The sequence below is a fragment of the Variovorax xiamenensis genome (assembly GCF_050916385.1).
Classification (GTDB): domain Bacteria; phylum Pseudomonadota; class Gammaproteobacteria; order Burkholderiales; family Burkholderiaceae_C; genus Variovorax.
Window position 1 is genome coordinate 2837313 of sequence record NZ_CP139038.1, and the last position, 23289, is coordinate 2860601.

Consider the following 23289-nt stretch of genomic DNA (forward strand, 5'->3'; position numbering starts at 1 on the left):
CGAGGGTTTACCCGTGGTGGCGAAAATGGCGGCTTGAGAGGAATCTTCGGGGCCATGAGTCGCAACGACGGGAATCACAAAGTTATCGAGCACGCCGACAGCGTGGCGCTGGGCATCAACCTGCGCCACCTGCGCGCGTTCTCTGCCGTGGCGTCGGCGGGCAGCATCGCGGCGGCGGCCGATGCGCTTTTCCGCGTGGCGTCGGCGGTGACGCGTTCGATCCTCGACCTGGAGGCCGTGCTCGGCAGGCCGCTGTTCGACAGGGGGCCGCGCGGCGTGGCGCTCAATGCGTACGGCGAGCTGGTGCTTGTGCGCGCGCTTCGCATCGAGCGGGAGTTCGAGGAGGCGCGCACGCAACTGGCGGCGCGCGGCGGCGTCGATGGTGCGGCCGACGTGCATTCGCTCTTCGCTTCCATCCTGAACGGCCGGCGGCTCGCGGTCATCGCGAGCCTCGCGGAGAAGCGCAACATGCCTGCCGTCGCGCGCGAGTTCGGCATCACGCAGCCGGCCATCAGCAGTGCGCTGAAGGACCTCGAAAGCGGGCTGGGCGTGACGCTCTTCAACCGCAACGCGCGCGGGCTCTCGGCCACTCCGGCCGGTGAGATCGTGGCTTTCTACTTCAGGCGCGTGCTGTCGGAGCTGCGACACATCGGCCCCGACATCGCGGCCAGCGAAGGCACCCTGCAGGGCCGCGTGGTGGTGGGCGCGCTGCCGCTGGGGCGCACGCAGATACTGCCGCTGGCCATCGCCTCGCTGCTGGAGCGGCATCCGCGCCTGCACGTCGCGACGGTGGAGAGCCCCTACGACGTGCTGGCCGCGTCGCTGCGCAGCGGCGACATCGATTTCATCCTCGGCGCGCTGCGCACCGCAGGGGAGGCCAAAGACCTGCAGCAGGAGCCGCTCTTCGAGGACCGCATCTCGGTGATCGCGCGCGCGGGCCATCCGCTTGCGCGCGCGAAGCGCATCGATTTCAGGATGCTGCGCGAGGCGAGGTGGACGCTCTCGCGCCCCGGTTCGCCCTCGCGCGAACTGCTGGAACGCTTCTTTTCCGATGCGCGCCAGGAGCCGCCGGTGCCCGCGGTGGAAACCGGTGACCTTGCCGTGCTGCGCAGCCTGCTGCTGGAGAGCGACATGCTCACCGCGATCTCCGCGCACCAGCTGCGTTACGAGATCCGCGACGGCAGCCTCGTGGTGCTGGACTTTCCGCTGGAGGAAACCCAGCGCGAGATCGGCCTGAGCCAGCGCCAGGGCGCCTTCCCCTCGCCGGGCGCGCGGGCATTGATGGAGGAGATCCGCAAGGTGGTGGCCGGGTCGCCCGACTTCCGCGCGCCGAATGGACGCAAGTGAAGCTGCGCCGCGGCGACGTCGACGCCGTGGCATACCCCGGCCGCGACCGCACCGGTGACGGCCAGCATCGCCGTCATGTGCACGCCGACCGCCGCGAACGCCAGCATCAGCGAGCCTGACGCGGTGATCTCTCGGGCCGCCGGAGCCTCGCTCATGCACAGCGGGATCAGCGCCGGCACCAGCATCAGCCCGGCGCCGTGGGCGGTGGACATCATGAAGGACCAGAGCGCCAGCCCGGCGTGGCCGGACGGCACGCGCTTGTGGACCGGTCTCTTGCTGTGCCACAGGTGATGCGCGAGAGCCGCGACAAGCAACGCACCCGCGGCCAACTGCAGAGCAATGCGATCCATCGACGGAACGAACAGCACGGCAGTTGCTACCAGCGCGATGGACGTGGCGTGCCCTGCGGCGATCGGCACGAGGGCCCGGAGCACCCGCGAACTGTCACCCGACCGGAGTCCCCACGCGGCCGCGAAGCCCCAGCCGGTGGCGGGGTTCAGCCCGTGGAGGGCTCCCACTCCCGCGACCGCCAGCCAGGGCCAGAGGCTTGCCATGATGTCTCCGCTTTCACGCGCCCGGACTGCCGCTCGCGCCTCAGGCGTGCTTGTCGTGGCAGCAGGCGCCGATGGCCGGCGCCTGCGCCTGCGACTCGTAGCGGTCGTGGTGGCGCACCCATTCCATCTTGTAGGGCACCTCGCGCTCGTCGCGGCCCTTGGGCATGAGGTCCATCAGGTTGTAGGCGCCCATCATCACTTCCACGCCACGGCCGAAGGTCGAGTAGGTGTGGAACACCTCGCCGGCTTCGTTCCGGTAGAACGCGCTGATGCCGGGCGCCTCGTCGTGCGGGAAGGGCAGCTTGCCGTAGTTGTAGTAGACCTCGCCGGTGGCGATCTCCTCCGGCGTGAAGCTGACATGGAAGTCCATGTTGAAGTCGCTGTCGTGCGACGACACCCAGTCGAAGTGCCAGCCCATGCGTTCGCGGAACTGCGCGATCCTGGCGAGCGGCGCGCGAGAGACGGCCACCAGCGTGATGTCGCGATGTGCGAGGTGCACGTTCATTCCGTCGGTGTGGTCGGCCATGAAGGAGCAGCTCTGGCAGCCTTGCTCCCAGTCCGGGCCGAGCATGAAGTGCTGCACCAGCAGCTGGCTGCGGCCCTTGAAGAGCTCGGCCAGCGTGCGCTTGCCCTCGGGCGTGTCGAAGACGTAGTTCTTCTGCACGCGCTCCCACGGCAGCGCGCGGCGCTCGCGGGCGATCTGGTCGCGCAGGTGCGTCAGCTCTTTCTCGCGAGCCAGGAATGCCTTGCGCTCGGCGAGCCATTGCTCGCTGGAGACGACGCGATGGTTCGTCATGCCGGGTGTTTCGATGGTCGAGGTGTTCATGGTGACTCCTGACTGAGTGATTGATTGAATGAATGAACGATTCACTGCTGGCGGCTGGAGTGGGGCCGGCGCACCGCGCGCACCTTGCCGCTCGCGCCGCCGCCGGCATAGAAGAGATCCGCGCCGTCCGACTCGAGCCCGCTCACGCCGGCGCCGCGCGGCATTTCGAGCCGCTCCAGCACTGCGCCGGTCTGCGGGTCGATGCGGCGGATGTCGCTTTCCTCGGCTTCCCATGTGCCGTGCCAGAGTTCGCCGTCGACCCAGGTCACGCCGGTGACGAAGCGGTTCGACTCGATGGTGCGCACCACCGCGCCGGTCTCGGGGTTGACCTGGTGGATCTTGCGGTCGCGGTACTGGCCCACCCACAGGCTGCCCTCGGCCCAGGTGAGGCCCGAGTCGTAGCCGTTGCCGGGAGAGGGGATGGAGGCGAGCACCTTGCCCGTGGCGGGGTCGATCTTGTCGATGCGCGATTCGGCGATCTGGTAGAGGTACTTGCCGTCGAAGGCGGTGCCGGCGTCGCAGGCGACGTCGAGCGTCTGGCTGGTCTCGCCGCTGGCCGGGTCGAAGGCCACCAGCTTCGCGCCGGTGGCGGCCCAGACGCGCTTGCCGTCGTGGGTCACGCCGTGGATCTGGCCGGCGCCGCCGAACGGGCCGTATTCGCGCACGATCTCGGCTGCGCGCACTGTTGCCTGGGGACGGCCCTTGCCTGCTGTCTTGCTGCTGCTCATCGTTGGCTCCTTGTGTGAAGCGCCTCGGATCGGCGCCTGGAGACAACTCTATTCAATAGGCAGCGCGGCGGGGAGTAACAAGATCGTCGTGAATCCCGCCAGCGGCGGCGCGAGCCACTTCTGCGCCCGCGCCTTGCCGATGGAGCGCACCCGGCCCTGCGCCTCCAGCTCGACCAGAGCGCGCTGCACCGTGCGCTGGCTGGCCCCCAGCGCCAGCGCGAGGGCCGAGGTGGACCATGCCGCGCCGTCGGAGAGCAGCGCCGTCAGCGAAGCCTGCTCGCCGTCGATGGGCGGCGCCAGCACCGCGACGCCGCGCCCGCCGTGCGGCCCGAGCACGAAGCCGCGCGGCGTGGCCTCGATGCTCGCCAGCGTCGCCACGAGCGCGCGCAGGCGGCCGATCTCGACGCGCAGGCGCGCGCGATGCGTCTCGTCGGGGTGGCGCGTGCGAAAGGCGCTCTCGATCAACGCTTCGCGATCGACGTCGCCCGGCCATGCCTCGGCCAGCGAGCGTGCCAGCGAGAACAGCACCGGCCGTCGCGCCAGCGGCCGCCATGCATCGCCGGCACCCAGGCCGCGGCGGCAGGCGTCGACCACCAGCGTGTCGGAGGCGAGGAGGGCGGCGACTTCGTCGAGGCGCAAGGGCTGCTCGCCGCCGGAGCCGATCCGCCGGGCGGCGGGGCGTTCGAACGCGGCCCGTGCCTCGGTCACTTCGGCGAGCAGGGCGGGCACGCGCGCGCGCATCGCCGCCTCGTTCGCGCGCGCAAGTGCCGCCTGCGCGGGCGCGATGCGCAGAGAGCGAAGCGACAGTTCGGCCGCCGCCAGTTCGGCCACCGCCACAAGCGACGGCGGCAGGCCGCGCGTGTTGAGTCGGGCGAGTGCGGCGCCCGCTTCTTCGAGCCGGCCCAGCAGCAGCAGGCGCCGTGCCGCGATCAGCCGGGCCTGCACCGCGTTGGCATGGTCTTCGTGGGCCTCCAGCGCGTTGGCCGCCGCCGTCAGCGAGCGCGGCGAACCGCCGAGGTCGCGCATCGCCAGCGCAACCTCGGCCTCCGCGACGATGCAGCGGGCGCGCGAGAGCTCTTCATGCGCGCCGAAGCCGCGCGCGGCCCGGCGCAGCAGCTCGCGGGCACGCGGATGCTCGCCGAGCTGCGCCATCGCGATGCCGCGCAGCGCCAGCGCCGGCGGGTCGTCGCGCAGGGCGACCCGCTTGAGCGCGCCGAGTGCATCGCCGGCGGCGAGGGCGCGTGCGGAGGCGGCGATGAGGGAGTCCATGGAGGCGGATTATCTTGATGGCGGCCTCCGGCGCCCGTTTTTGTGCTGTTTCGCTTCAGGCGGCCAGCTTCCCGCCCTTAGGCTCCGTTGCGCGCGCCACGGACGGTTGCCTGGGCCAGACGCCCGAGCAGTAGAGCGCCCATGCGATGAAGACAGGCTGGAACAGCGGCCGGATCCAGAAGTACCAGGCGCCGAACTCCAGCCCCTGCACCGTCTGGCCCTTGAGCGCGACGCTGATGTTCGCGCTGACCACGCACACCAGCATCACCGAGAGCCAGATGCCCGCCTGCCGCTGCAGGTTGGGCAAACCGAGGCGCTTGTAGACCGACACGGGGATCAGCAGGCCCAGCCCGCCGGCGAGCTCGGCCACGCCGGTCAGGTAGACCCACGCCAGCGCGTGCCCGGCGAGGGCGTCGGGAATCATCGGTGCATAGCGGGTGGAGGCGCTCACGAAGTGATCGACACCGGTGAACAGGAAGCCGAGGCCCATGCCCCAGCGCATGGCGGCACGCAGGCCGAGCGGACGCTTCAGCAGCCGGGAAACCACCCAGGAGATCGCGCCGAAGGAGGCGATGAAAAGAAGAAAGCTCATGATGGAAGACAGGTGTGTTTACAGTGGAAACATTGTGCGAGCGTATAGTTTCCACTGTCAACATCAGGGCGTTTCCGATGAGCACCTCGCCTTCATCCACTTCCTCGTATCACCACGGCGACCTGAAAGCCGTCCTCCTCGCCTATGCCCGCGAGCAGATGGAACGCGACAACCTCGACGGCCTGTCGATGCGCGAGATGGCCAAGGCCGTCGGCGTTTCGCATACCGCGGCGTATCGTCATTTCCAGGACAAGCGCGCGCTGATGGAGGCTGTGGCGCTGCAGGGCTTCGAGGAAATGCTGGCAGCCTGCCAGTCGGCAATCGACGCCGCCCCCGCCGGGCCTCGTCCGAGGCTCAAGGCATGCGGGCGCGCCTACGTCGGCTTCGGGCTGAGGTTTCCCCGGCTGCTGGCCCACATGTTCGGCGCGGTGTCGCAATCGCAGTCGAACGAGGGGCTGGTGCAGGCCGGCGCCCGGCTCTTCGATCAGCTGCTCCAGCTGGTCGCAGACGGCCAGGCCGACCGCACCTTCCGGGAGGGCGACACCAGGCAGCTTTCGCACACCTGCTGGGCGATGGTGCATGGCCTTTCCACGCTGCTGGGCGTGGGCGTGATGCGCACACCCGAGACACCGCTGGATGCATTGCTGCTCAGCGCCGAGCAGGCGCTCGACGTCCTGCTCGACGGCATCGCGGCGAAGGCTGCCCCGGACTGAAGGCGAGGGCGTGCTGTGCGCATTCCGCACAACACATGTCGCCGCGCCAGCCTAGGCGCAGGGCAGGGCCGTTCCTAGACTTTCCTCCATCACTTTCGATGGACCTACAGGAACAGCAAACATGCCTTTCTCATCAGGACTTTCTCGCCGCGGACTCATGGGCGCACTCGTCGCGCCGTACGCAGCCGGCATCGTCGGCGCCTCCGCAGCCGCAGCGGCAACAACCACGGGCTCGCCCACGCCCACGATTCGCGCCATGTCGGGCGCGAAGCCGGTCCAGCGGCTGCGCCGCAACGCGACGGCCCTGCTGGTGATCGACTTCCAGAACGAATACTTCACCGGCCGCATGCCGATCGTCGATGGTCCGCGCGCCGCGGCCCAGGCGAAGCGCCTGCTGGCCTGGGCCGACGAGCACGCCATTCCCGTCTTCCAGATCCAGCACATCGCGCCTGAAGGCTCGGCCACCTTCGCCAAGGAGGGCGACACAGTCAGGTTCCACGCCGACATGCAGCCGCGCCCGCGCGACAAGGTCGTGCAGAAGACCACCGTCAGCGTCTTCGCGAGCACCGACATCGCGCAGCAGCTGCGTTCGGCCGGCGTGCAGACGTTGGTGATCGCAGGCCTCATGACCCATGCATGCGTGGCCGGCGCGGCCCGCGATGCAGGCCCGCAGGGCTTCGACGTGGTGGTGTCGTCCGACGCCACCGCCACCCGGGCGATCCGCCGCGAGAACGGCGATACCGTGTCGCACGACAGCCTGCATCGCGCGGCGCTGGCCGAGATCGAGGACACCTTCGGCGACGTGCTGACCACCGCGCAGATCGTGGCCCTGCCGGTCGCCTGACGGCCTGGCGGAAAATACGCGGCTTCAGCAGTACCCGCGGGAGGGCGGCGCATGGATCAGGTCAAGGCGATGCGCGCCTTTCAGCGCATTGCGCAGGCGAAGAGCCTCTCCGCCGCGGCGCAGTCGCTGGACACGACGCACTCCAGCCTGTCGCGCCAGCTGCAGGCGCTCGAGAAATCGCTGGGCGCGCAGCTGGTGCGGCGCGACACGCGCGGCATCACGCTGACCGAGGCGGGCAACCGCTACCACGCCGCATGCACCGACATCCTTTCGCGGCTCGACGCCGCCCAGGCGGATGTCGCGGCCGACGGCAAGGCGCCCTCGGGCACGCTGAAGGTGAGCATGCCGCTGGCGATCGCGACGCTCGACCTGCCCGAGTGGCTGCCGGCGTTCCAGGCGCGCCATCCCGGCATCCGGCTGGAAGTGGTCTGCACCGACCGCTTCACGAAGCTGGTCGCCGAGGGCATCGACGTCGCCCTGCGCATCAGTGCCGAGCTCGAGGACGCCTCGATGATGGCGAGGACGCTGGCGGTATCGGACATGGTGCTGGTCGCCGCGCCACGCTACCTGGTGGACCACGGCCTGCCCGAGACGCCGCAGGAGCTGTCGAAGCACCAGTGCCTGCTTCACAACGGGCCGGAAAGCCCCGCGCACTGGACGCTGCAAACGCCCGACGGTGGGCAGCAGACGTTCAAGCCGGAGGCGCGCTTTGCCTGCGACACGATCACCGCGCTGTACTCGGCCGCGAAATGCGGGCTCGGCATTGCGGCGCTGACATGGCACACGGTACGCTCCGACCTGCAGTCGGGTGCCCTGGTGCGCGTGCTGCCGGAAGTCACTCTGGGGCAGCGCACTTACGCGGCGCTGTATCCGCGCACGCGGCATGTGCAGCCCGCGGTGCGCGCCTTCATCGATTTCATGGCGGGCCACTACCGCTAGCAGCCGCGCGGCGGACTACGCCTCCTTCAGCTCGGGAAGCACCGAGGTCAGTGCGAAGTCGACGAGGTGCAGCCAGGTCGCTTCCAGGCCCATGATGTTGTGGTGGTCCGATGCCGGCACGGTCGTCACGCTCACCGGCGTGGGCCATGCGGCGATGAGCTTCTGCGAGCGTTCGGGCAGCACCACGTCGTCGGTCTCGGCCAGCAGCACCTGTGTCTTCGCCGCGACTTCCCTGCAGTGCTCCAGCGAGTTGAACTGGTGGCGCAGCAGCAGCGACAGCGGCACCAGCGGAAAGCGCTTCTTCGCCACTTCCAGCATCGAGTCGTAGGGCGTCACCAGCTGCAGGCTCGCGAAGTCCTGCCGCGCCACGAGCTGGATCGCTACGCCCGTGCCCAGGCTGCGGCCCACCACGTGCAGGCGCGCGTGGGGAAAGGCCTTGCGCAGGTGCCGGGCGAACTGGCAGGCGTCCTGCACCGAGGCAATTTCCGACGGATGCCCCTGCGAATCGGCCACCCCGCGGTAGTTGACCGCCGCGAAGCCGAAGCCCTCCGGCAGCCAGTGCAGGGTCTGCGCGGTGGCGCGCACGTCCTCGCCGCGACCGGCGAAGTAGATGAAGAGGTCCTGCAGCGCCTCTTCGCCCTGCGGGTGGTAGACATAGCCGCGCACCATGCCGCCCGGCACGGTGTGGGAGTAGGTCGAGAAATCGTCGGACAGCGGAACGACCGGGAGCTTCCGGGCATTGAAGAGGATGTGCCCCTGGCGCGTGGCGAGCAGCGTCCAGTAGGCGGCGATGCTTCCGATCGCGGCGGCCGAGGCGGACAGGGCAATGCGGGCGGCTTTGGATGACAAATTGGGCTCCGGGAGAAAGGCTGGCGCCTAGTTTCGCCTCTTTCCCCGGCGCGAATCTCCGATGCGAAGCCCTTGCCGGTCTTTTCGCCTGTTTCCCTTTCTTTCCTTTTTCTAGCGGGCCGCGATCAGCTGCAGCTGGCTGGCGCCGAGGCCCATGGGCTCGTCGGCATGGTGCTGCTGGAGGTGTTGTTGCCGGTGCTCGAGCCGGAACCTGCCGACGATGCGCGAAAGGCTGCCCGCCTGTTCCTGCAGCGACTGGGCCGCGGCGGAAGCCTCTTCGACCAGCGCCGCGTTCTGCTGCGTCGTCTGGTCCATCTGCGTGACGGCCTGGTTGATCTGCTCGATGCCCGAGGTCTGCTCCTGGCTCGCCGCGCTGATCTCGCCCATGATGTCCGTCACGCGCTTCACGCTGCCGACGATCTCTTCCATGGTGCGGCCCGCGTCGGCCACCTGGCGGCTGCCTTCCTCGACCTTCTCGACCGAGTCGCCGATCAGCGCCTTGATTTCCTTGGCCGCCGCGGCCGAGCGCTGCGCGAGGCTGCGCACTTCCGATGCCACCACCGCGAAGCCGCGCCCCTGGTCGCCCGCGCGAGCCGCCTCTACGGCCGCGTTCAGCGCGAGGATGTTGGTCTGGAAGGCGATGCCGTCGATCACGCTGATGATGTCCACCACTTTCCTCGAAGAGGCATTGATCGAGCCCATCGTCTCCACCACCTGGAACACCACGCTGCCGCCGCGCGCGGCCACTTCCGAGGCGGAGGTGGCGAGCTGGTTGGCCTGGCGGGCGTTGTCGGCGTTCTGCTTCACGGTGGAGGTCAGTTCCTCGAGCGAAGCGGCGGTCTGCTCGAGCGAGCTCGCCTGTTCCTCGGTGCGCGAGGACAGGTCCTGGTTGCCCATGGCGATCTGCGTGCTGGCGGTCGACACGTTCGCCACCACGCCGTGCACCTGGGCGAGCGAGCCCTGCAGGGCGTCGCGCATCAGGTCGAGGGCGCGCAGCAGGTGGCCGGTTTCGTCGCTGGCGTAGGCGGCCTGCGGCTTGCCCGTGAGGTCCATCGCGGCGATCGACTGGGCAATGGCCTCGGCGTTGCGCAGCGGCCGCGTGATGCTGCGCGCCAGCAGCCAGGCGAGCAGCGTGCCGAGCACCAGGCTCACCGCGGAGCACACGATCAGCAGGGTGCCGGTCTGCGAGCGCAGGTTGTTGGCGCGGACGGCTGCGGCGTCGAGGTGCTCGCGCTGCATGTCCACCACCTGCTGCACGCCCGCGATGTAGCTGACCGAGGTGGGCTGGAACTGCGCGTCGAAGACGCGGTTGGCGCCCTCGAGGTCGCCTGCGAGCTTGAGCTTGCTCACTTCCTCGCGCGCGGCCAGGTAGGCCTTGCGCAGGCCGGCGACCTTCTCGAGCAGCGCGCGCTCGTCGGGCTGGACCAGCTTTTCCTCGATGAATTTCTGCAGCTCGTTGGTGTTCTTGATCGACGCCGCCGTGGCCGGAGCGAAGTAGTCGATCAGGCTCGCGTCGCTGCTCTTGGCGATGGCCGCCGCGCGCTGCACGCCGGCGGTGGTGTGGCGCAGCCAGTCGGAGCCGGCGCGCTCGGTCTTCACGTTGTCCTCGATCATGACGTCGATCTCGCGGCTGAGCTGCTGCAGCTTCCACACCGCGGCGGCGCTGGTGGCGAGAAAGAGCGCCAGGATGATGCCCAGCACGATGGCCAGGCGCTTGCCGATTGAGACGTTGCTCAGGAACATGATCGAACTCCGGAAACCAGGAAAAAGAAGGCGGAGGGCGACCACCGGGTCGCCCTCCGCCGCTGGTTATCGGCAGTTCAATTGAAAACTTTAGAAAACTCCGGGCGGAGTTTTCCGGGCGCACCGGCTGTCAGCCGGCACCCGAGTCTCAGATCTTCAGCGGCGGGAACGACTTCACCAGGTCGTCCAGCGCCTTGATCTGCGTGAGGAAGGGCTCCAGCCGGTCCAGCGGCAGGGCGCTCGGGCCGTCGCACTTGGCCTGGGCCGGGTCCGGGTGGGCTTCGAGGAAGAGGCCCGCCAGGCCCACCGCCATGCCGGCGCGCGCCAGGTCGGCCACCTGCTCGCGGCGCCCGCCCGACGCGGCGGCGCCCGATTCGCGCTGCTGCAGCGCGTGGGTCACGTCGAAGATGATGGGCAGGTTCTGCGACACCTTCTTCATCACGCCGAAGCCCAGCATGTCCACCACGAGGTTGTCGTAGCCGAAGCAGGTGCCACGGTCGCACAGGATGAGCTTGTCGTTGCCGGCTTCCTTGAACTTCTCGACGATGTTGAGCATCTGCGAGGGGCTCAGGAACTGGGGCTTCTTGATGTTGATCACCCGGCCGGTCCTGGCCAGCGCCACCACCAGGTCGGTCTGGCGCGCCAGGAAGGCGGGCAGCTGGAGCACGTCGACCACTTCGGCCACCGGATCGGCCTGGGCGATCTCGTGCACGTCGGTGAGCACCGGCACGCCGAAGCCGTCCTTCACGGCCTGCAGGATCTTCAGGCCTTCGTCCAGCCCGGGACCGCGGTAGGAGTGGATGGAAGACCGGTTGGCCTTGTCGAAGCTTCCCTTGAACACGTAGGGAATGCCCAGCTTCCGCGTGACGCGCACGTATTCCTCGGCGCTGCGCATGGCGAGGTCCTTCGACTCGAGGACGTTGACGCCGCCGAAGAGGACGAAGGGGGCCTCGTTGCTGGTGGCGACTTGGGGGGTGATGGTGACGGTGGACAAGGTTTTCTCCTGGCGGTGCTTCGTTCGGTGCAGGGGCCTATTGTCGTTGCGCCGGCCGGGCCGGTGCTCAACCCCCCGGCGTCACCGTCAGGTAGAAGGGCGTGAGCGTGCCCGCCACCGGCCGCAGCAGCTTGAGCAGCAGCGGCTTTCCGTAGCCTTCGCCCGCCAGCCGCTTGAGCAGGTCGGACAGCTGGGCCAGCGGTACCCCGTCGCAGCCGATGAGGATGTCGCCGCTGCGCAGCCCGTCGCGCGCGGCCGCCGAGCCGGCCACCACCTCGACCACCCGCACGCCGGTGGCCACCGGCCACTCGTTCTCGCGCACCCAGCGCCGGGGCAGGGCCATTGCCGCGCACTGCACGCCCAGCTTGCCGCGGCGCACCGCGCCGTGGCGCATCAGCTCGCCGGCCACCCAGCGGGCGGTGTCGATGGCCACCGCGAAGCTCAGGCCCTGCGCCGAGGGAATCACGGCCGTGTTCACGCCGATGACCTGCGCTGCGCTGTCCAGCAGCGGGCCGCCCGAGTTGCCGGGGTTGAGCGCCACGTCGGTCTGGATCACGTCCTCGATCATCCGGCCGCCGCGCGAGGGCAGGCTGCGGCCCAGCGCGCTCACGATCCCGGCGGTCACGGTGAAGTCGAAGCCCAGCGGATTGCCCACCGCCACGGCCAGTTGGCCCGGCTGCAGCGTGGCCGAGCTGCCCAGCGGCAGGAAGGCGCTGAGGTGCGATTCGATGCGCAGCACCGCGATGTCGGTGGAGGCGTCGATGCCGACCAGCCGCGCCACGCTCTCGGTGCCGTCGGCAAAAGCGGCGCGCAGCTCGGTCGCGCCTTCGACCACGTGGGCGTTGGTGATCGTGAAGCCGTCGGGGGTGAAGAGAAAGCCCGAGCCGCTGCCCTGGGCGCCGGGCCCGTTGCCGCCGCGCTGGGCCGCCTTGCGGACCTTGATGTGGGCGACCGCCGCGCTGGCGGTGTGCGCCACCTGCGTCACGGTGGCCGAGTAGGAGTCGAGAAGGAATTCGTCGCGCGCGCCCATGGAGCACCTCTTCTTTCAGTCGGCGGAACCAGAAGGAAATGGCGGTGCGCGGCGGGTTTTCAACCCGGCCAGGAGGCGCGGGGAAAGAGGGGGCCGGCTGCCGCGCCGCGCCCGATGTTCACGAAGCCTTCAGCCAAGGCTCAGCGAGCCTTCAGCAGGCTTTCGGACACTGGGACTCCCAAGAACTACACCCACACCCACGGGACACCAGCTTGAAGCACTTCATTCTCCTGATCGCCGTCGCCACCCTCGCGGCGGGCTGCGGCCACGATCGCCACCGCCACGACAGGGACCGCGACCACAACGGCATTCCCGACCGATACGAGCGCAACCGGGACAGCGACCGCGATGGCATCCCCGACCGCTACGACCGCCGGCCGTACGACCCGCGCCGCTACTGATCGGGCCGGCATCGGGGCGCCTTCAGGGGGCCCTGGGCCGAGACGACGGCTCCCACGAGTCGGGCGTGGTCGCCACCAGCGACTTGAAGTCCTTCCACGGCCGTGCGCCCGGGATGGTGCGCCCGCCGACGATCAGCCCCTTGGCGAACACCACCATGCGCTCGCGCAGGTAGGCCCGGTCGGATTCGGGCCAGGTCTCGATGGAATGCGGCCCGCGCGCGAGCACGATCTCCTTCAGGCCGCGGATGCGGTTGTAGGCGGCCACGGTGCCTTCCAGCGTTTCAGCGCGGTCCCACAGGCCCTTTCCGAAGAAGGCGGCCGGCCAGCGGTCCATGCCCGCGAGCGTGGACGAGTTGGGATAGAACACGATGTGGTGCTCCGCCGCCATGCCGCCCAGGAACAGGTTGCGGTCGGCCAGGTCGGGCGAGTCGCCCACGTAGCCGGCGCCGCTGGCGAACGACGACAGCAGCAGCGCGCCGCGGATGTTGCGCAGGCCCTTGGGCGGGGTGCAGTTGGGCTGGGGCATGTCGAAGCTGCACTGGGCGACGTAGTTCTTCGTCATGGCCCAGGCGGTGGACATCGAGCCGCGCGAGTAGCCGCCGAGCACCAGCGGGATCTCGCTGGCCGGCATGCCCGCCAGCAGCCGGCCGCGCGTGGCTTCGCCTTCCAGCACCTCGCCCTTCGGCGTAAGGATGCGCAGGCCGCGCCCCGTTTCCAGCGCCGCGAGCGCGCGGAACACGTCCTCGCCTTGCTCCAGCGTGTTGGTGTCGCTGAAGCCGCCCGAGAGTCCCTCGCCGCGCCGGTCGTAGGCCAGCACGTCGAAGCCGGCCTTGTTGAGCGCGTAGAGGTTCTCGCGCCACCAGCGCTGGCCCATGGTCTCGGTGGTCGCGTTGGGGAAGCTGACCGCCACTGTCTTGCCGGTCTTCTGGTCGATTCGATAGGCGACCTCGTCCGGATGCTGGATCGCCGTGAGCTGCCCGCCGCCGCCCGGCGCCATGACGACCAGCGCGCGCGTCTTCCTGCCCTTGCCGTCGTCCACGCCCGCGCCCTCGATGTACCAACCGCGCAGCTTGATGTCGCCGGTCATCTTCAGGTCGATGCGCTCGAAGGTGTCGCGCGGCGCGGTGAATTCCACCACGTAGGTGCGCGCGTCGGCTTCGGCGATACCTTCGCGGTACGGCGCCTTGGCGAAGAAGGCAGGGCGGCGGATCTGCCTGAGGTCGACGTTGCCGTCGGGGTCGATCCGGCCGGACGGATCCCACGCCGGTCGAGCGCGTGGCGCGCTCCTTGTTGGGCGGCAGCCAGCGCTGCATCTGCGCGTCGATGCGCTTGAAGCACGCCGGGTCTTCCTTGCAGGCGCGCCAGCGGGCCTTGAGCTTTTCGTCGGTGAATTCGCTGATGTAGTAGTTGCCGCCTGCATAACCGGCGGGCGGGTGGTTGGCCGTCATCAGCACTGGCACGCACACCTTGGCTCCCTTGCTGTTCTTCGGGTCCTGCGGCAGCAGGTAGCCGCCCATCATCGCGTTGCGGTCGGTGCCTACCCAGGCGGCGCAGTCGGTGGGCGGCGCCGTCGTCACCGCGGCCTGGCGCTGCGCCTCGCTGGGACCACCGCACGCGCCGAGTTGAAGAACGAGGACGGCGGCGGCAAGGCCTGACGCGACGGTCCGGGGGCGAAGCCGGGCAGGGCGCGTCGTGATGGTCTCGGTCATCGGATCAGGGTTTCCGGTGGGAAGAGAAAAAGGCATGAAGCGAGGCGCGAATCTGGAGGCCCCGATCTTCGCCGGATCGACGCGCGGAAAACGAAGCCATGGCCGTTTCAGGGTGAAAGCGCACGCCTCGATTCGCGTAGGACGTGTCCTGCACGCGCATGCGCTCCTTTCCACCCTCCATGACCGCGCCGGGCGCGCCCAATCGCCGCCGATCCGCAAGGAAACCGCCAGACACCGGCAGACACAAGGAGACAAGAGAGATGATGAATTTCGAAGGCATCTACTGCTTCGACACCGCAAGCGTGCGTTTCGCCTTCTATCCCGACGGCCCGAGCGGCCCCCGCGTGCTCGCGCAGATTTCCGAGGAAACGCTGCACGACGAATTCGGCGTGCGCGAGATGGGCGAGCACCTGCTCGACGCGTGCCAGGAGCATTTCCGCGCCATAGAGCCCGTCGCCGTCGCGCGGTATCGCGCAACGCCGGGCGGCGCCATCACGCTCACCATCAAAGACTTCGGGCTTCACGCTTGAAAGCCTGAAGCGTCGCGGCCAGCGCGCGGACCGTCGCGCGGGGCACGGGCACCTCTCCGACATGGCGAGGAGGTCCGGGCCGTACCCGGGGCATCCGGCACCCCGGCAGATTGGCATCAGGCCGCAACAGAAAGCGAACCCGCCGCTCCCGCAGATGCGGGGCGCCGTGGCCGGTATGGCTGCTGCTACGTGCCCGCCCCGGGCGGCGCGCGATGCCGGATCTCGCTTTGCAGGGCCCGCTGGCCGGACGAAAGCGCCAGCTCGTAGCTCTCCGCAGGCTCGAAGGCCTTGCGCAGCACGCGCGGGTGCGTGCCCTGATCGTCGGTTTCGAGCAGCTGCCAGACATAGGCACCCGGCAGCGGCTCCTCGATGGTGAGTTCGATGGGATGAGTCATGGCGCCACCATGGCGCTGTGCGCGTGTTCTGTCTGTAGGCCTGGAACGACGTTGGGGCTGCGCGCCGCGGCCTCTTTCTTTTTGAAAACAAGCAAGCAAAGGACCCATGCCATGGAAACCACACCGCCAGCCTTCGAGGAACGCCTCGTCACCTTCAGCTACCGCGGCCGGCTGTTCCTGTGCCGCGCCGAGCGGCTCGACGACCAGACCTATCGGCCCGTCGTGATCTGCCGCGCGCCGTCGGTGGGCGAGGACGACGTCGAACTGCCCGCCGACACCGACAACGCTTCCTACGGCACCGAAGCAGAGGCACTGCGCCATGCCGAGCAGCAGGCCATGCGATGGGTGCACGACAGGACGGAAGGCGCACCAGGGCAGGCCTGAGCTGCCGCAGGCCCCGGGGCGGCTCAGGCGATGTCGCCGTGCACCAGCCGTTCGAACACGTCCTGCGTTCCCATCTGCCCACCCTTGAGCATGACTTCCATGCCGTCGAGCGACGCGTCGTCGCTGTGCACGCGGCACAGCGATGCGCCGGCGCCCATGTCGGCGACATAGGAAAGCCCCCACACGTCCAGTGCCTGCATGCCATGGCTCGACGTGTCGCCGCCGGCTATGCCGATGCGCCCGAGCGGCTGCTTCGCCAGCACGGCGGCCAGAAGGTCGCCGCCGGCGCGGGCGAGAGCCTGTGCGTCGAGATCCGCCGCCGCAGGCATGCCCGTGGAGCTGGCCGGGTGCGGCGCTCGCGTGCATGCCAGGACGTTGCGCCCCTGCGCGAGGCTGCGCGAGATCGCATCCGCCTGGTCGGCCAGGGCCGCCGCATCGCGTCGGGCGAGCTGCGCTGCATCGAGCCACACGATGTCGAAGGACTTCGCGGCCGCGACCTGCGACGCGGTCACGGGCGACAGGCTTCCCGCCAGGACCAGCACCGGCCCCCGCGCGGGCGCCAGCTTTGTACGCTCGACCCGTGTGTCGCCCCAAGAGGGCATGGCCGTGGCGAGCGCATCGACCACGCTGCTCGGGCCGGCGGCCAGCATGGTCGCGCCCTGCGCGCGGGCCCACAGCACCTCGCCGATGGCTGCGAGCTGCCCGGCATCCGCGACGTCGAACAGGACGGCGTCCGCTGGCGGCGCGTTGAGCGCCTGCCGCAGCGCGGTATCCAGCGCGTCGCTGCCGCGCGAGGCGGCGGTGAAGGGCACGCAGTGCACCTCGGCCAGGCCCTGCCTGGCAAGGTGCAGCCGGAGGTCCGCCTCGTCCATGGGCGTCACGGGGTGCCGGCTCATGGTGGGATGGCGGTCGATGCGGAACACTTCGCCGCCGCTTCCCGCCGCGGCGAAGAGGTTGCCGAAGAGGCAGTAGCGGCCAAGGCCGGGCTGCCCGCCGACGATCGCGGTCCACGGCTGCTGCACGGCCGAGCGCAGCAGGCGCACAGCCGCGCCGATGGAGCCGATGTGCGGCGCGCTGTCGAAGGTCGAGCAGGTCTTGTAGTGCAGCACGCGCGCGCCGAGCGAGCGGAACAGCGCGGCCACCGGGCGGAGCTCTGCCTGCATCTCTTCCGGCGTCATGGCGCGTGCCGCGCCCGCGATGCCCAGCACGTCGAGCGGCCCAGCGCGGCCGAGGCGCACCGCGTCGGGCGTCTTCAGGAAGAGCAGCGCGCGCAGGCCCGCGCGTGCCGCCGTGCCGAGGGTGTCGGTCGCGCCGGTGAAGTCGTCTCCGTAGTAGACGATCGCCGGCGCCGGCGCCGGCGCCGATGCCTCGGGCCTCATGGCCTGCCGAAGAAGGCGAGGGCGCGTGCCAGCTCGGGCTGGTCCCTGGCCGCGTCGGCCAGCGACACGCCCGCGCGCGCGGCCGACCATGCCTGGCGGATGCTCGCCACGCCCGCCGCCGCGCCGTCGGGGTGGGCGAGGATGCCGCCGCCGGCCATGAAGAGCAGGTCGTCGCTGCCGACGGCCGCCCAGGTGGCGGGTACGGTGCCGGCCCATTGGCCCGACGAGAACGCCGGCATCACGCGGTCGTCCGCCGCTTCGGTGAGCGGGGTGAAGCAGTCGCGCGCCGATTCGACGACCTCGCTGTCGGGCTGCGAGAACTTGCCCTGCAGCCCGTGCACGTGCATGTGGTCCACGCCGGCCAGCCGCCACAGCGTCTGGTAAGCCTGGAAGGAGATGCCCAGCAGCGGATGCCGCGACAGCGCGCCGTAGCCGTTGCGATGCCCGTGCAGTGCCAGGCCGGTGTGCCGGCGCAGCGTCTGGATGCCCGAGTGCCCGCACCAGTTGAGGCTGGCCATCACGCAGGAGCCGCCCTCGCGCTCGACCAGGTCGGCGTGGCGCTTCATCGCATCGGTCTCGTCGGTGATGTTGAAGGCCACCATCACGTGCTTGCCGGTGCGCTCGCGGTGCGCGCGCACGACGGCCATCACCGCAGGCACGCGCTCGGCCAGCGGGGCGTGCGCGGGGTCGGCGCAGACTTCGTCGTCCTTGATGAAGTCGACACCCGCGGCGCACAGTCGGCCCACCAGCTCGGCGGTGTCGGAAGCCCGCATGCCCACGTTGGGCTTGATGATGGTGCCGATCAGCGCGCCGCTTTGCACGCCGGTGGCGCGCCGCGTTCCGGCGATGCCCGCGCGCGGCATCTCGAAGCGCGCGCGGTAGTCGGCCGGCAACTGCAGCGACTCGAGCCGCAGCCCCGTCACCTCGCCCAGGTCGTACAGGTTGCCCGAGACCGTGGCCGCGAGCGTCGGCAGGTTCGCGCCGATGTTCGCCACCGGAAACGCGATGTCCACGTGCGCGCGCCGCCATGGCCCCGGGGTGCCCTTGCGTTCGAGCAGCGCGTTGGGCAGCGAGGGTGCGGCGGCGGCATCGAGCTCTGTGATTGCTTCGACCGTCGCGCGCGCGCGTTCGCGCAGCGCGTCGGTCTCGCCCTCCACCCGCGTGAAGGTGCCGCAGGACTGCTCGCCCGCCATCACCTCGGCCACGGCGGCCGGATCGAGCGGCGTCTCGATGAGATACCGCGCGCGTATGAACCCTGGTGCCGTCGCGCTCACAGCTTGTCCAGCGCGGGGAAGGGCCGCACCGGCTCGCTGCCGTCCCAGCCTTGCGACGCGCTGCGGATCAGGTCGAACATCCTGCCCTTGGGGCCGGCCACCTCCGACAGCTCGATGACGGTGCCCGGGTGGTATTCGGTGTCGAAGTAGACGAAGCGCCCGCGCTCGCCCACCTCGCCGCTCATGACCGGCTTGAAGCCCTGCGCGGTGAGGCGCGCGAGGTCGGCGTCGTAGTCGGCGGTCCAGTAGGCCACGTGCTGCAGCCCGGTGCGCCCGGCCTGGAGGAAGTCGCGGTACATCGAGGGCACGTCGTTGCGCGTCTGGATGAGCTCGACCTGCACGTAGCCCGAGTTGGCCAGCGCCACCGAGTTGTGGGGCTCGTGCGCTTCGCCGTTGTAGCGGTAGTTCCTGATCGGCACCTTGGGGTTGTAGAACCAGGGGCCCACGCCGAGCGTGGTGCTCCAGTAGTCCATGGCGGCTTCGATGTCGTGCACGACATAGCCCAGTTGGCGGATCTCGCCGAGGAATCGACTCATTGCGGGTGGCTCCGTGGATGTGAGTTGTTGTCTGTTGTGTCGTCTGTGGAACGCGAGGGCCGGCTCAGGACTTCAGGAAGCCCGTCGAGAACCACGGGAACGCGGCCACGATCACGAGGCCGATCAGCATCGCGGCGATGTAGCCCCAGATGTGCCTGATGCCCTCGTCGGGATTGACCTTGCTCACCGCGCAGGCGCCGTAGTAGCCCACGCCGAAGGGCGGTGCGAACAGGCCGATGCCCATCGCGAAGATCACGACCATCGCGTAGTGCACCTCGTGCACGCCCGCGGCCTTTGCAATGGGAAAGAGCAGCGGCCCGAACAGCACGATGGCCGGGATGCCCTCCAGCACGCTGCCCAGCACGATGAAGGCGACGATCGACACCGCCAGGAAGCCGTAGGCCCCGCCGGGCAGCTCGCCCATCAGCCGCGCCAGGTCCTGCGAGAAGCCCGACTGCGTGAGCCCCCAGGCCATGGCGGTGGCGCAGCCGACGATGAAGATGATGGCGCCCGAGAGCGAAGCGGTGTCCACCAGCATCGGCTTGATGCGCTTCCAGTCGAACTGCCGGTACACCACCAGGCCCACGATGGCCGAGTAGACGATGCCGATGGTCGACACCTCGGTGGCCGTGGCCACGCCCTCGACCACGGCCGCGCGGATCACGAAGGGCAGCAGCACGGCCGGCAGCGCGACCAGCAGCAGCTTGCCGATCTCCCGCTTGCTGTGACGCTGTACCGCGCTCAGGTCTTCGCGGCGGTAGCGCCACCACACCACCACGCACAGCGCCGCGCCGAGCACCACGGCCGGGAGCAGGCCGCCCGTGAACAGCGCGGCAATCGAGATGCCGGTCACCGAGCCGATGGTGATGAGCACGATCGACGGCGGGATGGTCTCGGTCTGCGCGCCGGTGGCCGACAGCAGCGCCACCAGGTCGCCGGGCTTGGCGCCGCGCTTGGTCATCTCGGGGAAGAGCACCGGCGCGATGGCCGCCATGTCGGCGATCTTCGAACCCGAGATGCCCGACACCAGGTACATGGCGCCGATGAGCACATAAGAGAGGCCGCCGCGCACGTGGCCCAGCAGGCTGGCCAGGAACTGGATCATGGCGCGAGCCATGCCGGTCATCTCGATGAGCGCGCCGAGGAAGATGAAAAGCGGCACCGCCAGCAGGATCAGGTGCGACATGCCCTCGTCGAGCCGCCCGACCATCACCAGCAGCGGCGTGCGCGTGGTCAGCGCCAGGTAGCCGAAAGTGGCCAGCGCGAAGGAGAACGCGATGGGCACGCCCGAGAGCACCGTGGCCGCCACGACGACCACGAAGAAGATCACAAGGTTGAACTTGCCCAGCGTGGCGAAGAGCGGCGCGGCCAGCCAGAAGGCGCCGACCAGCGCCGCCATGCCGAGCAGGGCCACCGCGATCTGCCGGCCGGAGCACACGCGCAGCAGCCGCAGCAGCGCCATCGTCAGCATGATGCCGATGCCTGCGGGAATGGCCGCGGCGCGCCATGCGTTGCTGACCTCCAGCGCGGGCGTGACGATGAACGACTCCTCGTGCGCGTAGTCGATGGACGGCCAGATGATGAGCGCGAGGAACGCGACCGAGGCGGCGATGGCGAAGGCGTCGAGCATGGCGCGCGCCTGCGGGCGCACCTTCTGCACCAGCGCCGTCATGCGCATGTGCTCGCCGCGCCGCAGCGCCACCACCGCGCCGAGCATCGACAGCCACAGGAAGAGGATGGACGCGAGTTCGTCCGACCACACCAGCGGCGCGTGGAACACGTAGCGCGACACCACGCCCGCGAACAGCACGCAGATCTCGGCCAGCACCAGCAGCGCGGCCACCGCCTCGACCGCGCCGCCGAGCACGCGGTCGGCGTGCAAGGCGATGCGGCCCAGCGGGTTGGGCGGGGTGCCGGCGGCCGCGCCCGTGCCTGGAATGGCCGCAGCCTCGAAGGTCGATTCGTGCACCATGGGTCTTCAGGCCAGCTTGCCGACCGCGCCTTCGAGCAGTGCCCAGGCCTCGGGGCCGAAGCGGCCCTTCCATTCGCCGTAGAAGCCCGAGTCGCGCAGCTTGGCGCGGAAGCTGTCGGCCGCCGGACGGTTGATGGCGAGACCCTTGGCCTGCAGGTCGCCGACGACCGATTCGTTGAGCTTCCTGATGTCCTCGCGCTGCTGCATGCCGGCGTCGTTGATGGCGCGCGCCACGATGGTCTTCAGGTCGTCGGGCAGGGCGTCCCAGGCGCGGCCGTTGGCGATGAACCAGTAGCCGTCCCAGATGTGGTTGGTGAGCGAGCAGAACTTCTGCACTTCGAAGAGCTTCGCCACCTGGATGATGGGCAGCGGGTTCTCCTGCGCGTCGACGATCTTCGTCTGCAGCGCCGAATACACCTCGCTGAACTGCAGGCTGGCCGGCGCGGCTCCCAGGCCCTTGAACATGGAGATCGACAGCGGGCTCACCGGCACGCGGATCTTCAGGCCGTCCATGTCCTTCGCGGTGGCGACCGCCGCCTTGCTGCTGGTGGTCTGGCGAAAGCCGTTGTCCCACATCTTCTCGAAGGCGTACAGGCGCGACTTGGCGATGGCGCCGCGCACGTGCGCGCCGAGCTTGCCGTCCATGGCGGCCCACACCTGGGCGTAGTCGCTGAACGCGAATCCCACCGCGTTGATGGCGGCCACGGGCACCAGCGTGGCGATGACCAGCGCCGAGGGCGTGAAGAACTCGATGCCGCCGGAGCGCACCTGCGCCAGCATGTCGGTGTCGCCGCCGAGCTGGTTGTTGGGAAAGATCTTGATCTCGACGCGGCCCTTGGTCTCCCTGGCGATGCGGTCGGCCGCTTCCTGCGCGCGGATGTTCAGCGGGTGCGTCAGCGGCAGGTTGTTGCCGTACTTGTACGAGAACTCCGCGGCGCGCGCGATGCGCGGCACCGCCGCCACGATGCCCGCGGCGGGCAGGGCGGAGAAAGTGCGCAGGGCATCCCTGCGGGTCAGGCGGCTGGTTGGGGTCATGTCTCGTTGTCTCCGTGATCTTCTGAAGAAGCGCTGCCCGGCCGATGGGCCGACCAGCTGATTGACGGGTTGCGCCGTTGATGCAATCTGATGCATCGCCGAATTCGATGCACAGCGAAGATAAAAGCCTGCATCATTCGGGTCAAACTTCTGTCTGATGGTTTTTGATGTATGCGGGAAAACCCTTCACACACATCCCGGCCCGGCTCGCCGCGTGAGGCGCGGCGGGCCCGCGTGGTCGACATCGCCCGCACGGCGCAGGTGTCGACCGCGACCGTCGACCGCGTGCTGAACCGCCGCCCCGGCGTGCGCGACGCCACGGTGCAGCGGGTGCTCAAGGCGGCGGGCGAGCTCGACTACCTGCCGGGCCCCGAGCTCTATGCCGCGCTCACGCCGCCGCCGCTGCGGCTGGTGTTCCTGCTGCCGGCCGGCACCAACCGCTTCATCCGCATGCTGGGCGACATGGTGGGCTACTCGCAGGAGCACTGGGCGCCGTTCAACGTGCAGTGCCGCACGGTGTTCATCGAGAGCTTCAACCCCCACGAGCTGGCCGACGCCCTGCGCAGGCACGGCCAGCGCTGCGACGGCATCGCGATGATGGCGCTGGAGCATCCGGCCGTGCGCGAGGCGGTGGCCGCGCTGGCGGCGCGCGGGCTGCCGGTGGTCACGCTGATCTCCGACCTGTCGAACTCGGAGCGCGCGGCCTTCGTCGGGCTGGACAACCGCGCGGCCGGGCGCACGGCGGGCTACCTCATCGGGCGCTTCATCGGCGCGCGGGCCGCCAAGGTCGCGCTGATCGCGGGCAGCCTGAGCTACAAGGCGCACGAGGAGCGCGAGGCCGGCTTTTTGCACGTCATCGACGAGATGTTCCCGCGGCTGGAGGTGGTGGGCCTGCGCGAAGGACAGGACGACGCGGACAAGAACTACCGCCAGACGCGTGCGCTGCTGGAGCAGCACCCCGACATGGGCGGCATCTACAACATCGGCGGCGCCTCCGACGGCGTGGCGCGCGCGCTGAAGGAGGCGGGGCGCGAGCAGAAGGTGGTCTTCATCGGCCACGGGCTCACGCCCGACACGCGCGCGCTGCTGATCGACGGCAGCATGGACGCGGTGATCACACAGAGCCCGCACACCACGCTCATGAACTGCGTGCGCATCTTCACCAACCTGCGCGACCGGCGCGAGGCGCTCAGCGGCGTGGAGACGACGCGCAGCCAGGTGATCTTCAGGGAGAACCTGCCGTAGG

The 23289-nt window shown here is 69.5% G+C and carries 22 protein-coding genes and 1 pseudogene; 8 read left to right on the forward strand and 15 right to left on the reverse strand.

The annotated features are described in order from the left end of the window. Positions 1-54: 54 nt before the first annotated feature. The gene (locus SFB74_RS12655; protein WP_432731143.1) at positions 55-1347 is read left to right on the forward strand and encodes a LysR family transcriptional regulator; all 1293 of its coding nucleotides are present in this window, start codon (positions 55-57) and stop codon (positions 1345-1347) included. Between the two features lie 594 nt (positions 1348-1941). On the opposite strand, the gene SFB74_RS12660 is transcribed toward SFB74_RS12655, so the two are convergent. From SFB74_RS12660 to SFB74_RS12675, 4 genes are read right to left on the reverse strand one after another with little or no spacing between them, the layout of a single operon-like run. Next, positions 1942-2727, reverse strand: a complete 786-nt coding sequence (locus tag SFB74_RS12660) for a DUF899 domain-containing protein (RefSeq protein ID WP_432731144.1) — start codon at positions 2725-2727, stop codon at positions 1942-1944. Positions 2728-2768: 41 nt separating this feature from the next. Then, positions 2769-3455, reverse strand: coding sequence for a Vgb family protein (locus tag SFB74_RS12665; RefSeq protein WP_432731145.1), 687 nt, complete (start codon positions 3453-3455; stop codon positions 2769-2771). Between the two features lie 48 nt (positions 3456-3503). After that, positions 3504-4724: a helix-turn-helix domain-containing protein gene (locus SFB74_RS12670; protein WP_432731146.1), complete on the reverse strand. Its 1221-nt coding sequence runs from the start codon at positions 4722-4724 to the stop codon at positions 3504-3506. Positions 4725-4779: 55 nt separating this feature from the next. Next, positions 4780-5316: a DoxX family protein gene (locus SFB74_RS12675; RefSeq protein WP_432731147.1), complete on the reverse strand. Its 537-nt coding sequence runs from the start codon at positions 5314-5316 to the stop codon at positions 4780-4782. Between the two features lie 77 nt (positions 5317-5393). On the opposite strand from SFB74_RS12675, the gene SFB74_RS12680 reads away from it, so the two are divergent. The 3 genes from SFB74_RS12680 to SFB74_RS12690 all read left to right on the forward strand — a co-directional run bounded on the left by SFB74_RS12680 (position 5394) and on the right by SFB74_RS12690 (position 7812). Continuing rightward, entirely contained in the window at positions 5394-6029 is a 636-nt protein-coding gene (locus SFB74_RS12680) for a TetR/AcrR family transcriptional regulator (protein ID WP_432731148.1), read from the forward strand. Between the two features lie 157 nt (positions 6030-6186). Continuing rightward, positions 6187-6873 carry an isochorismatase family protein gene (locus SFB74_RS12685; protein ID WP_432731930.1) on the forward strand — a complete coding sequence of 229 codons (687 nt, stop codon included), beginning with the start codon at positions 6187-6189 and terminating at the stop codon, positions 6871-6873. A 51-nt stretch (positions 6874-6924) separates the two neighbouring features. Further along, positions 6925-7812, forward strand: coding sequence for a LysR family transcriptional regulator (locus tag SFB74_RS12690; protein WP_432731149.1), 888 nt, complete (start codon positions 6925-6927; stop codon positions 7810-7812). Positions 7813-7827: 15 nt separating this feature from the next. On the opposite strand, the gene SFB74_RS12695 is transcribed toward SFB74_RS12690, so the two are convergent. The 4 genes from SFB74_RS12695 to SFB74_RS12710 all read right to left on the reverse strand — a co-directional run bounded on the left by SFB74_RS12695 (position 7828) and on the right by SFB74_RS12710 (position 12428). Next, positions 7828-8661 (reverse strand): alpha/beta hydrolase, encoded by an 834-nt coding sequence (locus SFB74_RS12695; protein WP_432731150.1) that lies wholly within the window; start codon positions 8659-8661, stop codon positions 7828-7830. Between the two features lie 111 nt (positions 8662-8772). Continuing rightward, on the reverse strand, positions 8773-10404 hold the full coding sequence (locus SFB74_RS12700) for a methyl-accepting chemotaxis protein (protein ID WP_432731151.1): 1632 nt from the start codon (positions 10402-10404) through the stop codon (positions 8773-8775). 148 nt (positions 10405-10552) lie between these two features. Further along, complete coding sequence (kdsA, locus tag SFB74_RS12705; protein WP_432731152.1) at positions 10553-11398, reverse strand: 3-deoxy-8-phosphooctulonate synthase; 846 nt, start codon at positions 11396-11398, stop codon at positions 10553-10555. A 67-nt stretch (positions 11399-11465) separates the two neighbouring features. Next, positions 11466-12428: a S1C family serine protease gene (locus SFB74_RS12710; protein WP_432731153.1), complete on the reverse strand. Its 963-nt coding sequence runs from the start codon at positions 12426-12428 to the stop codon at positions 11466-11468. Positions 12429-12640: 212 nt separating this feature from the next. Here SFB74_RS12710 and SFB74_RS12715 point away from each other — a divergent pair, with 212 nt between their 5' ends. Then, positions 12641-12829: a hypothetical protein gene (locus SFB74_RS12715; protein ID WP_432731154.1), complete on the forward strand. Its 189-nt coding sequence runs from the start codon at positions 12641-12643 to the stop codon at positions 12827-12829. A gap of 22 nt (positions 12830-12851) precedes the next feature. Here SFB74_RS12715 and SFB74_RS12720 read toward each other — a convergent pair. Beyond that, positions 12852-14538: pseudogene (locus tag SFB74_RS12720) on the reverse strand (hypothetical protein). A gap of 260 nt (positions 14539-14798) precedes the next feature. Between SFB74_RS12720 and SFB74_RS12725 the strand changes: the two are divergent. Further along, the gene (locus tag SFB74_RS12725) at positions 14799-15068 is read left to right on the forward strand and encodes a hypothetical protein (protein ID WP_432731155.1); all 270 of its coding nucleotides are present in this window, start codon (positions 14799-14801) and stop codon (positions 15066-15068) included. A gap of 185 nt (positions 15069-15253) precedes the next feature. Here SFB74_RS12725 and SFB74_RS12730 read toward each other — a convergent pair whose 3' ends face one another. Continuing rightward, positions 15254-15463 carry a hypothetical protein gene (locus SFB74_RS12730; RefSeq protein WP_432731156.1) on the reverse strand — a complete coding sequence of 70 codons (210 nt, stop codon included), beginning with the start codon at positions 15461-15463 and terminating at the stop codon, positions 15254-15256. Positions 15464-15574: 111 nt separating this feature from the next. Between SFB74_RS12730 and SFB74_RS12735 the strand changes: the two genes are divergently transcribed. Then, positions 15575-15847: a hypothetical protein gene (locus SFB74_RS12735; protein WP_432731157.1), complete on the forward strand. Its 273-nt coding sequence runs from the start codon at positions 15575-15577 to the stop codon at positions 15845-15847. A gap of 23 nt (positions 15848-15870) precedes the next feature. Here the strand turns inward: SFB74_RS12735 and SFB74_RS12740 are convergent, their stop codons facing one another. The 5 genes from SFB74_RS12740 to SFB74_RS12760 all read right to left on the reverse strand — a co-directional run bounded on the left by SFB74_RS12740 (position 15871) and on the right by SFB74_RS12760 (position 22043). Then, a complete protein-coding gene (locus SFB74_RS12740; protein ID WP_432731158.1) occupies positions 15871-17226 on the reverse strand; it encodes a four-carbon acid sugar kinase family protein in 1356 nt (451 codons plus the stop codon). Further along, on the reverse strand, positions 17223-18500 hold the full coding sequence (locus SFB74_RS12745; protein ID WP_432731159.1) for a ribulose-bisphosphate carboxylase large subunit family protein: 1278 nt from the start codon (positions 18498-18500) through the stop codon (positions 17223-17225). The genes SFB74_RS12740 and SFB74_RS12745 overlap by 4 nt, the downstream gene beginning before the upstream one ends. Next, positions 18497-19036, reverse strand: coding sequence for a VOC family protein (locus tag SFB74_RS12750; protein ID WP_432731160.1), 540 nt, complete (start codon positions 19034-19036; stop codon positions 18497-18499). Before SFB74_RS12750 ends, SFB74_RS12745 begins: the two co-directional genes overlap by 4 nt. 64 nt (positions 19037-19100) lie before the next feature. Continuing rightward, on the reverse strand, positions 19101-21008 hold the full coding sequence (locus SFB74_RS12755) for a TRAP transporter large permease subunit (RefSeq protein ID WP_432731161.1): 1908 nt from the start codon (positions 21006-21008) through the stop codon (positions 19101-19103). A 6-nt stretch (positions 21009-21014) separates the two neighbouring features. Further along, on the reverse strand, positions 21015-22043 hold the full coding sequence (locus SFB74_RS12760; RefSeq protein WP_432731162.1) for a TRAP transporter substrate-binding protein: 1029 nt from the start codon (positions 22041-22043) through the stop codon (positions 21015-21017). A 171-nt stretch (positions 22044-22214) separates the two neighbouring features. Between SFB74_RS12760 and SFB74_RS12765 the strand changes: the two genes are divergently transcribed. Then, on the forward strand, positions 22215-23288 hold the full coding sequence (locus SFB74_RS12765) for a LacI family DNA-binding transcriptional regulator (RefSeq protein ID WP_432731163.1): 1074 nt from the start codon (positions 22215-22217) through the stop codon (positions 23286-23288). Position 23289 lies beyond the last annotated feature (1 nt).

Excerpts from the sequence above, each read along its gene's own strand:
- SFB74_RS12660 (WP_432731144.1), bottom strand. The coding sequence starts at position 2,727 with ATGAACACCTCGACCATCGAAACACCCGGCATGACGAACCATCGCGTC.
- SFB74_RS12735 (WP_432731157.1), top strand. The coding sequence starts at position 15,575 with ATGGAAACCACACCGCCAGCCTTCGAGGAACGCCTCGTCACCTTCAGC.
- SFB74_RS12675 (WP_432731147.1), bottom strand. The coding sequence starts at position 5,316 with ATGAGCTTTCTTCTTTTCATCGCCTCCTTCGGCGCGATCTCCTGGGTG.
- SFB74_RS12765 (WP_432731163.1), top strand. The coding sequence starts at position 22,215 with ATGCGGGAAAACCCTTCACACACATCCCGGCCCGGCTCGCCGCGTGAG.
- SFB74_RS12670 (WP_432731146.1), bottom strand. The coding sequence starts at position 4,724 with ATGGACTCCCTCATCGCCGCCTCCGCACGCGCCCTCGCCGCCGGCGAT.
- SFB74_RS12655 (WP_432731143.1), top strand. The coding sequence starts at position 55 with ATGAGTCGCAACGACGGGAATCACAAAGTTATCGAGCACGCCGACAGC.
- SFB74_RS12750 (WP_432731160.1), bottom strand. The coding sequence starts at position 19,036 with ATGAGTCGATTCCTCGGCGAGATCCGCCAACTGGGCTATGTCGTGCAC.
- SFB74_RS12740 (WP_432731158.1), bottom strand. The coding sequence starts at position 17,226 with ATGAGGCCCGAGGCATCGGCGCCGGCGCCGGCGCCGGCGATCGTCTAC.
- SFB74_RS12700 (WP_432731151.1), bottom strand. The coding sequence starts at position 10,404 with ATGTTCCTGAGCAACGTCTCAATCGGCAAGCGCCTGGCCATCGTGCTG.
- SFB74_RS12680 (WP_432731148.1), top strand. The coding sequence starts at position 5,394 with ATGAGCACCTCGCCTTCATCCACTTCCTCGTATCACCACGGCGACCTG.
- SFB74_RS12760 (WP_432731162.1), bottom strand. The coding sequence starts at position 22,043 with ATGACCCCAACCAGCCGCCTGACCCGCAGGGATGCCCTGCGCACTTTC.
- SFB74_RS12730 (WP_432731156.1), bottom strand. The coding sequence starts at position 15,463 with ATGACTCATCCCATCGAACTCACCATCGAGGAGCCGCTGCCGGGTGCC.
- SFB74_RS12665 (WP_432731145.1), bottom strand. The coding sequence starts at position 3,455 with ATGAGCAGCAGCAAGACAGCAGGCAAGGGCCGTCCCCAGGCAACAGTG.
- SFB74_RS12725 (WP_432731155.1), top strand. The coding sequence starts at position 14,799 with ATGATGAATTTCGAAGGCATCTACTGCTTCGACACCGCAAGCGTGCGT.
- SFB74_RS12755 (WP_432731161.1), bottom strand. The coding sequence starts at position 21,008 with ATGGTGCACGAATCGACCTTCGAGGCTGCGGCCATTCCAGGCACGGGC.
- SFB74_RS12710 (WP_432731153.1), bottom strand. The coding sequence starts at position 12,428 with ATGGGCGCGCGCGACGAATTCCTTCTCGACTCCTACTCGGCCACCGTG.
- SFB74_RS12690 (WP_432731149.1), top strand. The coding sequence starts at position 6,925 with ATGGATCAGGTCAAGGCGATGCGCGCCTTTCAGCGCATTGCGCAGGCG.
- SFB74_RS12685 (WP_432731930.1), top strand. The coding sequence starts at position 6,187 with ATGGGCGCACTCGTCGCGCCGTACGCAGCCGGCATCGTCGGCGCCTCC.